The 13,708-nt window shown below is 72.8% G+C and carries 13 protein-coding genes, 1 tRNA gene and 1 riboswitch; of the genes, 12 read left to right on the forward strand and 2 right to left on the reverse strand.

Annotated elements, in window-relative coordinates; genetic code table 11:
- Positions 1 to 38: 38 nt before the first annotated feature.
- Positions 39 to 965, reverse strand: coding sequence for a LysR family transcriptional regulator (locus K6T13_RS01370; RefSeq protein WP_222896300.1), 927 nt, complete (start codon positions 963 to 965; stop codon positions 39 to 41).
- A 101-nt stretch (positions 966 to 1,066) separates the two neighbouring features.
- On the opposite strand from K6T13_RS01370, the gene K6T13_RS01375 reads away from it, so the two are divergent.
- The 4 genes from K6T13_RS01375 to K6T13_RS01390 all read left to right on the forward strand — a co-directional run bounded on the left by K6T13_RS01375 (position 1,067) and on the right by K6T13_RS01390 (position 3,235).
- The gene (locus K6T13_RS01375) at positions 1,067 to 1,246 is read left to right on the forward strand and encodes a hypothetical protein (RefSeq protein WP_222896301.1); all 180 of its coding nucleotides are present in this window, start codon (positions 1,067 to 1,069) and stop codon (positions 1,244 to 1,246) included.
- An 89-nt stretch (positions 1,247 to 1,335) separates the two neighbouring features.
- A tRNA-Thr gene (locus K6T13_RS01380) sits at positions 1,336 to 1,408 on the forward strand.
- A gap of 68 nt (positions 1,409 to 1,476) precedes the next feature.
- The gene (locus K6T13_RS01385; RefSeq protein WP_222896302.1) at positions 1,477 to 2,652 is read left to right on the forward strand and encodes a YibE/F family protein; all 1,176 of its coding nucleotides are present in this window, start codon (positions 1,477 to 1,479) and stop codon (positions 2,650 to 2,652) included.
- Positions 2,653 to 2,692: 40 nt separating this feature from the next.
- Complete coding sequence (locus tag K6T13_RS01390; RefSeq protein ID WP_222896303.1) at positions 2,693 to 3,235, forward strand: hypothetical protein; 543 nt, start codon at positions 2,693 to 2,695, stop codon at positions 3,233 to 3,235.
- Here K6T13_RS01390 and K6T13_RS01395 read toward each other — a convergent pair.
- On the reverse strand, positions 3,226 to 3,660 hold the full coding sequence (locus tag K6T13_RS01395) for a GNAT family N-acetyltransferase (protein ID WP_222896304.1): 435 nt from the start codon (positions 3,658 to 3,660) through the stop codon (positions 3,226 to 3,228). The two genes, K6T13_RS01390 and K6T13_RS01395, sit on opposite strands and share 10 nt — an antisense overlap.
- Before the next feature lie 94 nt (positions 3,661 to 3,754).
- Between K6T13_RS01395 and K6T13_RS01400 the strand changes: the two genes are divergently transcribed.
- From K6T13_RS01400 to K6T13_RS01435, 8 genes are all read left to right on the forward strand, one after another.
- Positions 3,755 to 4,336 carry a carboxymuconolactone decarboxylase family protein gene (locus K6T13_RS01400; protein WP_222896305.1) on the forward strand — a complete coding sequence of 194 codons (582 nt, stop codon included), beginning with the start codon at positions 3,755 to 3,757 and terminating at the stop codon, positions 4,334 to 4,336.
- Entirely contained in the window at positions 4,333 to 5,211 is an 879-nt protein-coding gene (locus tag K6T13_RS01405; RefSeq protein WP_222896306.1) for an RNA polymerase sigma-70 factor, read from the forward strand. Before K6T13_RS01400 ends, K6T13_RS01405 begins: the two co-directional genes overlap by 4 nt.
- Positions 5,212 to 5,243: 32 nt before the next feature.
- Positions 5,244 to 5,351: riboswitch (TPP riboswitch) on the forward strand.
- Positions 5,345 to 6,409 (forward strand): thiamine ABC transporter substrate-binding protein, encoded by a 1,065-nt coding sequence (locus K6T13_RS01410; protein ID WP_222896307.1) that lies wholly within the window; start codon positions 5,345 to 5,347, stop codon positions 6,407 to 6,409. Its footprint overlaps the riboswitch before it by 7 nt.
- Before the next feature lie 10 nt (positions 6,410 to 6,419).
- Entirely contained in the window at positions 6,420 to 8,051 is a 1,632-nt protein-coding gene (locus tag K6T13_RS01415; RefSeq protein WP_249423882.1) for an ABC transporter permease, read from the forward strand.
- Position 8,052: 1 nt separating this feature from the next.
- Positions 8,053 to 9,039, forward strand: a complete 987-nt coding sequence (locus tag K6T13_RS01420; RefSeq protein ID WP_222896318.1) for an ABC transporter ATP-binding protein — start codon at positions 8,053 to 8,055, stop codon at positions 9,037 to 9,039.
- Between the two features lie 10 nt (positions 9,040 to 9,049).
- The gene (locus K6T13_RS01425; RefSeq protein ID WP_249423883.1) at positions 9,050 to 10,108 is read left to right on the forward strand and encodes a phosphatase PAP2 family protein; all 1,059 of its coding nucleotides are present in this window, start codon (positions 9,050 to 9,052) and stop codon (positions 10,106 to 10,108) included.
- Positions 10,109 to 10,312: 204 nt separating this feature from the next.
- Positions 10,313 to 11,602: a C40 family peptidase gene (locus K6T13_RS01430; protein WP_222896359.1), complete on the forward strand. Its 1,290-nt coding sequence runs from the start codon at positions 10,313 to 10,315 to the stop codon at positions 11,600 to 11,602.
- A 32-nt stretch (positions 11,603 to 11,634) separates the two neighbouring features.
- Positions 11,635 to 13,629 carry an acyl-CoA dehydrogenase family protein gene (locus K6T13_RS01435; RefSeq protein WP_222896398.1) on the forward strand — a complete coding sequence of 665 codons (1,995 nt, stop codon included), beginning with the start codon at positions 11,635 to 11,637 and terminating at the stop codon, positions 13,627 to 13,629.
- Positions 13,630 to 13,708: the final 79 nt, after the last annotated feature.

The raw sequence follows: 13,708 nt of genomic DNA on the forward strand, positions 1-13,708 counted from the left end.
GAGCCGTCACTCGTGCTGGTTCACGACCCGCCGAGCCGTCACCGCGGACGCACCGGCTCGGCGATCGACTGGATCCGCTTGGTCGCCAGCTCGATCATCAAGGTGGCGGCCGGGGACAGCGTGGCCCCCGAGCGGTGGACCACGGCGAAGGTGTCGAACTGCCGCGGCCTGAGCGGCGCGAGCCCTGCCCCCGGGGCCAGCCGGGGCAGCAGCTGCTCGGCCGCCCCCCGCGGGATCACGGAGTCCGCGAGGCCCATGCCGACGAGCTCGACCGCGGTCTCGACGTCCTCGACCTCGATCCTGGTCTGCGGGTTGCGGCCCGTGCCGTGCAGCATCTGGCGCAGGATCATCCGGGTCGAGTCCTCGGCTCGCCACGTCGTCTCCGGCATGACGAGGGACGCTCGCGAGAGCCGCTCGGCGGTCACCGGGCTCGCGAGCCTCGCCGGGTCGGTGCTCACGTAGACCAGCTCGTCCCGGGCGACCGGGGTGACCGACATCCCCTCGCTGGACACCAGCGGGACCGCGATCATCGCGGCCTCGAGTCGTCCTCGGCGCAGGTCGTCCTGCACCTCGTTGGAGTTCTGGCCGATCAGCTCGACCCGTACGCCGGGGTGGTGCCGCAGCACGTCGGCGACCAGTCCGGCACCGGCGTAGAGGCGGGCCGTGCCGAACATGCCGAACCGGATGGTCCCGGTCTCGAGCCGGCTGACGCTCTGCACGGCCCGCCGGGCGTCGTCGGCCGCCGCGAGGGTCCGCTCGGCGTGGGGGCGCAGCTCGTCGGCGACCGTGGTGGGCACCACTCCCCGACCCACTCGCCGGAACAGCGGCGCACCGCAGGCCTTCTCCAGCAGCCGGATCTGCTCGGACACCGAGGGCTGGGCGTAGCCCAGCTCGGTGGCCGCGGCGGTGAGCGACCCGTGCTCGTAGGCGGCGAGGAAGCAGCGCAGCTGGTGCAGCGAGAACATAGGTGTCTCCTAGGGATCCTGCTGGAAAGACAGGCTACCTCTATGTCTCGGAGTGGGTCACCATGGTGATGAGAGCAGTCGAGACAACCCGAGGAGGAACCGTGTTCGCCCACCACTGCACCGAGTGTGACCGCCGCCAGCTGATCTTCCCGACCCAGGTCCGGGGCATCGTCAACAGCGAGCACGGCATCGTCGTCGACTTCCGCTGCTGGTGCGGCGCCGAGCAGCGCCTGGTGACCGGCCGGGCTGCCCGCGGAGCCCTCACCCCTCACGCGGCCTGAGGCCGGGCGGCGGCGGCCCGCCGTTTTCGCCGCCTACGCGCGCCGTCCGTATACTCACCCGGGTTGCCCGGGCTGGTCCCGGGCAGCGCGCCGCCTTAGCTCAGTCGGTAGAGCGATTCACTCGTAATGAATAGGTCGTCGGTTCGATTCCGACAGGCGGCTCCGACCACGTCCTGGCCCTCCTGGGTCCTTCCCGCGGAGCCCATGGTGGCTCTGGCATCGTGCGGCCCGTGAGCCACGAACACCGCCACGCCCCGGCCGACCCCAGCGGGACACCTCGGCACGTGCAGGTCGTGCTGGCGGCGGTGATCGCTCCGCTCGTCGTGGCGACGGTGGCCGGCCTGGTGTTGCTCTGGCCATCGGAGGCGCCGCCCACCAGGGCGGACGACCTGGGGTCGGCGAGCGCGCGGGGGTCGGTGGTCTCGGTCGAGGAGTGCGGCCGCGGCCAGGCCGGCTGCCGGGCGCGGGTCGCGGTGTCCGCCGGCGAGGGCGCCGGGAGCGAGGTCGACGCGTTCGTGCCCTTCGGCCCGGGAGCGCCCGAGGTCGAGGTCGGGGACGACCTGATTCTCAGCTACGTCGGGCAGGCGCCACCCGGCGAGCGCTACTCGTTCCAGGACTTCGACCGGCGGCAGCCTCTGCTGTGGTTGTCGGGTCTCTTCGTGGTGGCGGTCGTCCTGTTGTCGCGGTGGCGTGGCGTCGCGTCCCTGGTCAGCCTGGGCTTCTCGTTGCTGGTGCTCACGACCTTCACGTTGCCGGCGATCGTGGGCGGCGGTCCCCCGCTGCCCATCGCCATCGTCACCGCCGCGACCATCATGGTGGTCACGCTCTACCTGTCCCACGGGGTGACGACGCGGACGAGTGTGGCGATGGTGGGGACGCTGCTCGCCCTGGTGCTGATCGGCGTCGTCGGCAGCGTGTTCACCCGCCTCGGCGACTTCACCGGCCTCGGCGACGAGGGTAGCCAGTACATCGCGGCCGTCGCCTCGGGCATCGACCTGAGCGGCCTGCTGCTCGCCGGCCTGGTCATCGGCGCGCTCGGCGTGCTCGACGACGTCACCGTGACCCAGGCGGCCGCCGTGTGGGAGCTCGCCGACGCCGAGCCGTCCGCCACCCGACGGTCCGTCTTCGCCCGTGCCATGCGGATCGGACGGTCGCACGCAGCGTCCACGGTCAACACCCTCGTGCTGGCGTACGTCGGGGCGACCCTGCCGCTGCTCCTCATCTTCTCCGTCATCGAGCTGCCCTTCGGGGTCGCGGTCAGCCAGGAGCTGGTGGCCCAGGAGATCGTCCGCGGCCTCGTCGGTGGGTTGGGCATCCTCGCCGCGATCCCCCTCACGACGGCCATCGCGTCCGTCGCGGCCGTCGTCCGCACCGGGGCCGAGCGCGAGGATCGGCCAGCCGGGTAATCGGGGTGCGTCCGGAGCCGCGGTGCCCCAGGCTGGCCTGGTGCAGCGCCCCTCCCGACCCGTGGTCCTGGTCGAGGGCGCCAGCGACGCAGCGGCGCTGCGCGCGCTCGCGCGGACGTGGGACCTGGCCGAGGACCTCGAGATCGTCGTGCTGGGCGGTGCGACCAACGTCGCGCGCGAGGCGCGGCGGCTGCGTGCGGCGTACGGCGCGCCCGTGCTGATCGGCCTCTGCGACGCCCGCGAACGGCGCCACCTCGAGCGGGTCGACCCTCCCCTCGACACGGTGCTGGTCTGCGACCGGGACCTCGAGGACGAGCTGTTCCGCGCGGCGGGCCTGCCGGCGGTCGTGGCGGCCATCGAGGAGCTCGGCGACGCCGTTGCCTGGCAGACGTTCCGCGGCCAGCCCGAGTGGCGCGGGCGACCGATCTCAGACCAGCTGCGGCGGTTCGCGGGGACGCGTTCGCGCCGCAAGCAGCTGCTGGCCGAGCGGGTCGCCCGCCGGCTGACGCGCGAGACCACGCCCGCGGTCCTCGCCGCGCTGCTGGAGGCCGTGGCGACCCGCGTGCCCGACCCTCAGGCGTGAGGACGTCGCATGGGCACGTGGGGGATGCCGTCCTCGAGGAACTCCTCGCCGTCGACGACGAAGCCGTGCGAGGCGTACCACCCCTGCAGCGGCGCCTGCGCGTCCAGCACCACGTCGCGGCCCCGGCAGACCTGCAGCGCCGTGTCCATCACGACGTCGGCCAGGCCGCGGCCGCGCGCGGACGGCGCGAGCACCACGCGGCCGATGCGCCACACCGCGCCGTCGTCGAGCACGCGCCCGTAGCCGACCACCCGCTCGTCCTCCCTCAGCACGACGTGCCGGGTCCCCGGCTCGTCGTCGCGACCGTCCAGGTCGGCGTAGGGGCAGGCCTGCTCGACGACGAAGACGTCCTGGCGCAGCCGCCAGCAGGCGTACGCCGTCGCAGCGTCGAGCCCGGCGAACGGCACGGCCTCGGCGGTGATCATGCGGCGACCCTGTCACACGACCGGCACCTCCGGTGTCTCCAGGGCGAGCGAGAAGCCAGCCGAGCTGGCAGACGAGACCGACCTGGAGGAAGCCATGCCCAGCACCAGCACGTTCCGAGTCCCCCCGGCAGCCCTCACCGGCGTCCTCGGCCGGGCGCTCGGGTGGTACGCCCGGCGCACCTTCGGCGAGGTCCCCGACAACGCGCGTGTCCTCTGGCACCACCGGCGGGTGCTGCGGGCGGTGCTCGGCTTCGAGCAGCGCGTGCAACGGTTCGACGCCCTGGACCCCCACCTGAGGACCTACGCGGTGATGGCCGCCGCCGGCAGCGTCGGCTGCTCGTGGTGCCTCGACTTCGGCTACTTCATGGCCCGCGAGGACGGGCTCGACCTGGCCAAGGTGCGGGAGGTCCCCCGCTGGCGTGAGGCCTCGGTGTTCACCCCGCTGGAGCGTCGTGCCATGGAGTACGCCGAGGCGATGTCCGCCACCCCGCCCACCGTGACCGACGCGATGGTGGACCGGCTCCGGCGCGACCTCGGCGACGAGGCGGTCGTCGAGCTCACGATGATGGTGGCCATCGAGAACCAGCGCTCCCGGTTCAACGCCGCCATGGGGCTGGCCAGCCAGGGGTATGCGGACGTCTGTGAGCTGCCGCTGGCCGTAGCCTCGACCGCGTGAGCGCGACCGACGACTTCGTCGTCCACCGCAACCTGCTCTTCACCGTCGCCTACGAGATCCTCGGCAGCGCCAGCGACGCCGAGGACGTGCTGCAGGAGAGCTGGCTGCGGTGGGCGGAGGTCGACCACGCCGAGGTCCGCGACCCGCGTGCCTACCTGGTCCGGGTCGTCACGCGGCAGGCGCTCAACCGGTTGCGGACGCAGTCCCGGCGACGCGAGACCTACGTGGGCCCGTGGCTGCCCGAGCCACTGCTGACCGCGCCCGACGTCGCCGACGACGTCGCCCTCGCCGAGCACGTCTCGATCGCGATGCTGCGCGTGCTCGACACCCTCGCTCCCGTGGAGCGGGCGGTCTTCTGCCTGCACGAGGTGTTCGGGTTCGGGTACGACGAGATCGCCGCCGCGGTCGACAAGAGCGAGGCCGCCTGCCGGCAGATCGCCAGTCGGGCCCGTCGCCACGTGGCGGCGAGGCGGCCGCGGGTCGCCGACGGCGTCGACCGGGGCGCGGTGATGGAGCGCTTCATGGCGGCCTGCGCCGGCGGTGACCTCCAGGCGTTCCTCGACGTGCTCGCGCCCGACGTGGTGCTCATCAGCGACGGCGGCGGCCGGGCGGCCGCGGCCCTGCGCCCCATCACGGGACGCGACAAGGTGGTGCGGTTCATCACCGGCCTGGCCTCGCAGGCCAACGACTACGCGGCGGTGCGGCTGGAGCCGGTCCCGGTCAACGCGCAGCCCGGCTTCGAGATCTTCCTCGACGAGCAGCGGGCAACGACCGTGGTGGCGCGCGTGGACGGCGCGGTCATCTCCGAGATCTACTTCATGCGCAACCCGGACAAGCTCGCCCGGATGGACGGCGTCGTCGCGCTGGCCCACTGAGAGCGGCCACCCACGGCGGAGGTAGCCTGACGGCGTACAGACAGGGGAGCCCGCGCGGCGGGCTGAGAGTGCGGAGCCACCGCAGACCCTCCGAACCTGATCCGGGTGACACCGGCGTAGGGAGTCAGACACCGTGCGACCCATCCTTCCCGTCCTCCTCGCCGCGAGCCTGACCGCCGGCTGCAGCCTGGTCGGAGGCTCCAGCGACGAGGCCGCGAGCGACCGCCCCGACGGGCCCACCCCCGACGAGGTCGTCCTCGTCACCCACGAGTCCTTCTCGCTGCCCAAGCCGCTGGTGCGGCAGTTCGAGCGCGAGTCCGGCTTCGACCTCGAGATCCGTCCCGCCGGCGACGCCGGCGCCCTGACCACCAAGCTCGCCCTCACCAGCGACAACCCCACCGGCGACGTGGCCTTCGGTGTCGACAACACCTTCGCGTCGCGGGCGCTCGACGAGGGGGTGTTCGCGGACCTCGACGTCGACCTGCCCGAGGGTGCCGGCGACTTCGTGGTGCCCGCCGACGGCGGCGAGCGGATGGCCCCGGTCGACCACGGCCACGTCTGCGTCAACGTCGACGTGACATGGTTCGAGGAGCGGGGCCTGACGCCACCCACGTCGCTGGATGACCTCACCGACCCGGCCTACGAGGGTCTCTTCGTCACCCCCTCCGCGCTCTCGAGCTCGCCGGGTCTGGCGTTCCTGATGACGACGGTCGCGGCCTACGGTGAGGCCTGGCCGGACTACTGGCGCGAGCTGCTGGGCAACGGCACCAAGGTCGTCGACGGCTGGAGCGACGCCTACTACACCGACTTCACCCAGGGCGGCGGCGACGGCTCCCGCCCGGTGGTGCTGTCCTACGACTCCTCGCCGGCCTTCACGGTGCCCAAGGGCACCGACACCTCCACCACGCGCGCGCTGCTCGACACCTGCTTCCGCCAGGTGGAGTACGCCGGGGTGCTGGCCGGGGCCGACAACCCCGAGGGTGGCCGGGCGCTGGTGGAGTTCCTGCTCGGCGAGGACGTGCAGGCCGCCCTGCCGGAGTCGATGTACGTCTTCCCGGTCCGCGACGGTGTCGACCTGCCGCCGGCCTGGGCCGAGCACGCCGAGCAGCCGGAGGACCCCTTCACCCTGGACCCGGCCGAGATCGCCGCCGAGCGCGAGGGCTGGCTCGAGCAGTGGCGCGATCTCGCCACCGGCTGACCGGGGCGACGTGACCCGGCGGCTGCTCGGCCTGACGGCGCTCGCGCTGGTCCCGCTGCTGGTGCTGACCGCGTTCTTCGTGGTGCCCGTCAGCGGCATGGTCGCCCGGGGGTTCTGGCCCGAGGGCAGCTTCGACCCGGGCGGGGTGCTCGAGGTGCTGACCCGTTCCCGCACCCTGCGGGTCCTGGGGTTCACGCTCTGGTCGGCCGCGGCGGGCACGGCGGGGTCGGTGCTGCTCGGACTGCCGGCGGCGTACGCCCTGCACCGCACCGCCTTCCCGCTCCGGCGCTTCCTCCGGGCCGCGCTGCTGGTGCCGTTCGTGCTGCCGACCGTGGTGGTCGGTGTCGCGTTCCGGCAGCTGCTGGGGGAGGGCGGCCCCCTGGGTGGGCTGGGGCTCGACGGCACCCCGGCGGCCATCGTGCTCGGCCTGGTCTTCTTCAACGTGGCGGTCGTGATCCGGGTGGTCGGCTCGGCCTGGGAGGCGCTCGACCGTCGGGCCGAGCAGGCCGCCGCCACGCTCGGTGCCACCCCCGTGCACGTGTTCCGGACCGTCACCCTGCCGCGGTTGCGCCCGGCGATCGTCTCGGCGGCCAGCGTGGTGTTCCTCTTCTGCGCGACCGCGTTCGGCATCGTGCTCACCCTCGGCGGCACCCGCTACGCGACCGTCGAGACGGAGATCTACCTGCTCACGGTCCAGCTCTTCGACCTCCCGGGCGCGGCGGCGCTGTCCGTGCTGCAGCTCGCGGTCGTGGTCGGGCTGCTGCTCGCCGCCCGTCGGGCCCGGACCACGGTCCCGGTGGTCCGCTCGCCGTCGACGCCGCGGCGGCTGCGACGCAGCGACCTGTTGCCGGCGGTTGTCACCGTCCTGCTGCTGGGGTACGTCGCCCTCCCGGTCGCCGCTCTCGTGCTCGGGTCGCTGCGCGTGGACGACACCTGGAGCCTCGCCAACTACCGGGCGCTGGCGACCACGGGCGACCGGCAGGCGCTCCCGGTCCCGGTGACCGAGGCGCTGCTCAACTCACTCCGGACGGCCGTGGACGCCACGTGGCTGGCCCTCCTGGTCGGCGTGCTCGTGGCGGTGGTCGCCACCCGGCGCTCGCGGTCACGCGCCGAGCGCCGCGTCCGTGGCCTGCTCGACGGGCTCTTCATGCTGCCGCTGGGGGTCTCCGCCGTGACGCTGGGCTTCGGCCTCCTCATCACCCTCGACAGCCCGCCGCTGGACCTGCGCGACCACCCGCTCCTGGTGCCGTTGGCGCAGGCGCTGGTGGCCCTGCCCCTGGTCGTCCGGGTGCTGGTCCCCGTCCTGGCCGGCGTCGACGACCGGCAGCGGCAGGCCGCCGCGTCGTTGGGCGCGGGGCCGCTTCGGACGCTGGCGACGGTCGACCTGCCGGTGCTCTGGAAGCCGCTGCTGGCCGGGGCTGGGTTCGCCTTCGCGGTCTCGCTGGGTGAGTTCGGGGCGACGTCCTTCCTGGCGCGCGAGGAGTTCCCGACGATGCCGATCGTGATCTTCCGGCTGCTGGGCCACCCGGGGGCCATGAACTACGGCATGGCGCTGGCGGCCTCGGTGGTGCTCGCCGCCGCCACGGCTGCGGTCATGCTGGCCGTCGATCGGCTCCGCGTCTCCTCCGTGGGAGCCTTCTGACGTGCTGGGCGTCCGCGATCTCTCCGTCGACCTCGACGGCACGCGCGCGGTGGTCGAGGCGTCCCTCGACGTGCCCGACGGCGAGGTCCTCGCCGTCCTCGGGCCCTCGGGCTGCGGCAAGTCCACGCTGCTGCGCGCGCTCGCGGGCCTGGAGACCCCGCGCACCGGCCGCATCACCTGGGACGACCGGGACGTGACCGGCACACCCACCCACAAGCGCGGCTTCGTCCTGATGTTCCAGGACGGCCAGCTCTTCGACCACTACACGGTCGCGCGCAACGTCGGCTACGCCCTCCGGTTGCGTCGCGCCGGCCGGGTCGAGGAACGCGTCACCGAGCTCCTGGAGCTCGTCGGGCTGCCGGGGTACGCCGAGCGGATGCCCGGCACGCTGTCCGGGGGCGAGCGGCAGCGGGTGGCGCTCGCTCGGTCACTCGCGGTGGAGCCGCGGCTGCTCCTCCTCGACGAGCCGCTCTCCGCCCTCGACGCGGGGCTGCGGCAACGCCTGGCGGGCGACCTGCGGGGCATCCTGCGGGAGGCGGGAACCACCGCGCTGCTGGTGACCCACGACCACGACGAGGCCTTCGCGGTCGCCGACCGGCTGGCGGTGATGCGGGCGGGCCGGATCGTGCAGCAGGGCGCGATCGAGGAGGTGTGGCGGGCCCCCGCGGACACCGACACCGCGCTCTTCCTCGGCTACGCCGCGGTGCTCGACGGCGAGCCGGCGGCGATCGTCCGGCGCGAGGCAGGCCTGCCCGCGGGTGGGGCGGTGGCGCTGCGTCGCTCGGCCCTGGCCGTCGACGAGTCCGGCACCATCCCCGGTCGGGTGGTCTCCTCCCGGCTGACCCCGGAGCAGGTCCGGCTCCGCGTCGACGTACCCGGCCTCGGCGAGCTGGACGCCGTCGCCCGGCTCGACGCGCACCCTGCCACCGGCGAGGAGGTGGCGCTGCGGGTCGACCGCACCCGGTTGGCCCCCGTGGGCGGTCCCTAGACTTGGCGGCGTGTATCGCCGCGCCTACTCGCTCCTCATCGCCTTCGCCGCGGTCATGGGCGCGCTCGCGATCATCACGGCCATCGTCCTCGACAAGCGGCTGGCCGACCCCGAGGGGTTCCTCGGGCCGGCCTGGGTGCGGCTGCCGCTGCTGCTGACGGGGGCCTTCGCCGCCGACATCGTGCCCCGGGTCCTGTGGCTGTCGCGGGGCAACCCGTCGCGCTGGCGCGAGCTCGCCATGGACCGGATCCGCAGCCACTGGAACCGCGAGCGGATGACGCTGGTCGTGACGGGTCTGGTCGGCTTCTACATCACCTACGTCAGCTACCGGAACCTCAAGTCGTTCCTGCCCTTCGTCATGGGCGACAAGAAGTACGACTACGAGCTCTACCTCGTCGACCGGGCGCTGTTCTTCGGCAACGACCCCGGGGTCGTGCTCCAGAACCTGCTCGGCACCGGCGTCACGGCGCACTTCCTGTCGCTGATCTACCTGTGGTTCCTGCCGCTGGTCCCCATCGCCGTGACCGCCTGGCTGATCTGGTCGCGCAACGTCACCCACGGCTACTGGTTCGTCACGTCGCAGTGCATCGCCTGGAGCCTCGGCACCCTCTCCTACTACCTGCTGCCGACCCTGGGTCCCGGCTTCGCCTTCGCCTGGCTCTATGAGCCGGTCATCATCGACGCCAACACGCCCACGTCCGCGCTGATGGACTCGCTCTCCCAGGCCCGGGTCCGGGTCACCCTGGAGGGTGTGGAGGGCGCGGTGCAGTCCACCGCCGGGTTCGCCAGCCTCCACGTCGCCATCACGCTGCTGGTCGCACTGATGGTCCAGTACACCGTCCGCAACCGGCTCGTGCACTGGGTGTTCTGGGCGAACTTCGCCGTCACGATCGTGGCGACCATCTACTTCGGGTGGCACTACATCGCCGACGACATCGCCGGCATCCTGATCGCCCTGCTCGCCTTCTACCTCGGAGGCAAGGCCAGCGGGCAGGTCTTCGACCGCCACGGCCTCAGCTCGCACCCCACCGCCACGACGTCGGCGGTGCCGGTCGAGGCCGACCGCTGAGCCGGTCGCCACACCCGTTCTGCTGCGTCCCGCGAGAACTACATCGTTGTCATTTGCAAGGCGACACGCCTGTGACGGGAGAAAAAGTTGAGAAAACTGTTCCCTGTGTGACGAAAGAGCACTAGCGTTCCCGCGGGCCCGGACGGTGGGGAAGCCGTCCGGACCCGCCACGACCAGACGTCAGACCCTGGAGAGGAACGCAACGTGCGCGCTGCCGGTGTCCTCCTCGGCCTCGCCCTGAGCCTGGCGGTCCCCCCGGCCGCCGTGCCCCTGGCGCACGCCGACGAGGACACACCCCCCAGCCGGCAGCAGGTGCGTGAGGCGCGCGAGGCGGCCGACGACGCGGCCCGCGACGTCGCCTCGGTGCAGGCGGACCTCGCCGCCGCCAACAGCCGACTCGAGGAGTCGGCCGTCGCGGCGGCCAGGGCGACGGAGGCGTGGAACGGTGCGCGATACCGGCTCGGCCAGGCGCGGCAGGCTGCCGCTGCGGCGGAGGACCGAGCCGGTATCGCGCGCTCCGACGTCGACCGGCAGCAGGAGGCGTACGCCGGCGCGCTGGTGGCGTCCTACGAGATGGCACCCGCGCTGACCGCCGTGTCGTCGATGGTGCAGTCCGACGGCATCGAGGCCGTCGTCGAGCAGACCACCACCATGCAGGCGACCGCCTCGGCGCTCGACACCCGCTACGACGGTTTCCGGGCGGCCGCCACGCTCGCCGACGTCGCCGTCGAGCAGGCCGAGGCCGCCCGCAGCGAGGCCCTGGCCCTGCAGGTCGAGGCCCGGACGGCCCGCGACGAGGCACGAGCCGCCGCCGACGCGGCCGCGAGCGAGGCCGCAGCCATCGCGACCCGCAAGTCCGAGCTGATCGCGGAGCTCGCCGAGCTCGAGGACATCAGTGTCGAGCTGGCCGAGCAACGGCAGGCGGCGCTGGAGCAGCAGGCCCTCGAGGAGGCCGCAGCCGCCGCCCAGGAACAGGCCCAGCAGCAGACCCAGCCGGCGACCCAGCAGCCCAGCCAGCAGGAGCCGCAGGAGGCCCAGCAGCCCAGCCAGCCCGCGCCGCCGGCCCCGCAGCCGCCAGCGAGCCCCCCGGCCCCGGAGCCGCCTGCACCGGCGTCCCCGCCCGCCCCCGGTGGCGGGGTCGCCGCGGCGGTCGCGTTCGCGCGGGCGCAGATCGGCGAGCCCTACCGCTGGGGTGCCGCCGGCCCCGACAGCTGGGACTGCTCGGGTCTCACCATGGGCGCCTGGCGCGCCGGCGGGAAGGCGCTGCCGCACTACTCGGTGGCGCAGTACGAGCAGTCGACCCCGATCTCGGCCGGACAGCTGCAGGCCGGTGACCTGGTCTTCTGGGGGTCCTCGGGCAGCCCGTCCTCGATCTACCACGTCGCGCTCTACGTGGGCGGTGGCCAGATCGTGCACGCGCCGCGCACCGGGCGGCCAGTCACCCAGGAGTCGATGTACTACTGGACCAGTCCCAACTTCTTCGCGCGACCCTGACGGATCGACCGGGCGGTCAGTACCGTCGGCGCATGGCCACCGACACCGCCGCCCCGGCCACCGGGGAGTCCTCGGGCTACGAGCAACCCACCATCGACGTCCCCGCGCTGCGGCGCCTCCTCGACGGGCGCCACACCGCGATCCGCGAGCTGGTGCGCACCAACCTCGCCGAGTACGCCGACGTGCTGGTCGACGCGGAGACCATGACGACCGAGGAGTACCGCGACCGGGTGCGCGACATCGTCGTCACGATGGCGAGCACCGGTCAGACCGGCATGGGGTTCCCCGAGGAGTACGGCGGCGGTGGCGACATCGGCGCGTCGGTCGCCGCGTTCGAGACACTTGCCTTCGGGGACCTGTCGGTGCTGGTCAAGGTCGGGGTCCAGTTCGGGCTCTTCGGCGGGGCGATCCTGCAGCTCGGCACCCAAACCCACCACGACGCCTACCTGCGTGACGTGATCACGGGGCGGCTGATGGGCTGCTTCGCCATGACCGAGACCGGGCACGGCTCCAACGTGCAGGCGCTGCGGACGACGGCGACCTACGACCCGGCCACGGAGGAGTTCGTCGTCGACACGCCCGACGACGCCGCCCGCAAGGACTACATCGGCAATGCGGCCCGGCACGCCGACACCGCGGTGGTCTTCGCCCAGCTCCACGTCGGCGAGGAGTCCGAGGGGGTGCACGCGTTCGTCGTCCCCCTGCGCGACGGCGGACAGCTGCTCCCCGGCGTACGCATCGAGGATTGCGGCCTCAAGATGGGGCTCAACGGCGTCGACAACGGCCGGATCTGGTTCGACGGCGTGCGCATCCCCCGGACCAACCTGCTCAACCAGTTCGCCGACGTGACGCCCGAGGGCCGCTACGAGAGCCCGATCGAGAACCCCAACCGCCGCTTCTTCACCATGCTCGGCACCCTGGTCCAGGGCCGGGTGTGCGTCGGCGGAGCCGGCATCAACGCCGCCAAGGTGGCGCTCGCGGTCGCCGTCCGGTACGGCGTCACCCGCCGCCAGTTCAACGCCACCTCGGAGGAGACCGAGGAGCTGCTGCTCGACTACGGCATGCACCAGCGGCGGCTGTTCCCGCTGCTCGCGCGCACCTACGCCCTCCACTTCGCCCAGGAGGTGGTCGCCGAGGACCTGCACGAGGTGTTCTCCACCACGACCGCGCCCGAGCTCGGCGACAACGAGCACCGGCGCCGCGAGCTCGAGTCCCGCGCGGCGGGGACCAAGGCCCTGGGGACCTGGCACGCCACCCGCACCATCCAGGAGTGCCGCGAGGCCTGCGGGGGCGCGGGCTACCTCTCGGCCAACCGGTTCGCCGCCCTCAAGGCCGACACCGACGTCTTCACGACGTTCGAGGGTGACAACCACGTGCTGCTGCAGCTGGTCGCCAAGGGCTTGCTCACCGACTACGCCAGCGAGTTCGAGGACATCGACCAGTTCGGCATGGTCCGGTTCGTGGCGGGCCTCGCCGTCGACACGGTCATCGAGAAGACCAACGTGCACAAGCTGATCGAGCGGATCCGTGACGTCCTGCCCGGTGGCGACGAGTGGGACCAGCAGGCCGGGCTGCTCGACCCCAACTACCACCGGATGATGCTGCGCTACCGCGAGGAGCACATGCTGGCGGGGGTGGCGCGACGCCTCAAGCGTGGCATCGACAACGGCATGAACGCCGGCGAGGTCTTCTCCCGGGTGCAGGACCACGTGATCCGGGCGGCGAACGCCCACGTCGAGCGGCTCGTGCTCGACGCCTTCGTCGACCGGACGGCTGCCCTGGAGGACGGCGACGTGAAGGTGGCGCTGAACCTCCTCGCGGACCTGTTCGCGCTCACCACCATCGAGGCCGACGCCGCCTGGTTCATGGAGCACGGCCGGCTGACCAGCCAGCGCTCCAAGGCGATCAGCCGCGAGGTCAACGACCTGTGCCGCAAGGTGCGACCCCTCGCGGTCGACCTGGTCGACGCCTTCGGCGTACCGCCCGAGATGCTGCGCAGCGAGGGGATGCTCTCGGGCCTGTCCTGACCGTGTGCAGGGCGGGTCATCGCCGGGTAACGCAACGGGAGGTGCGCTCCCGGCACGCTCTGAGGACCCGGGAGCGGCA

It is taken from the genome of Nocardioides coralli (assembly GCF_019880385.1).
GTDB lineage: Bacteria > Actinomycetota > Actinomycetes > Propionibacteriales > Nocardioidaceae > Nocardioides > Nocardioides coralli.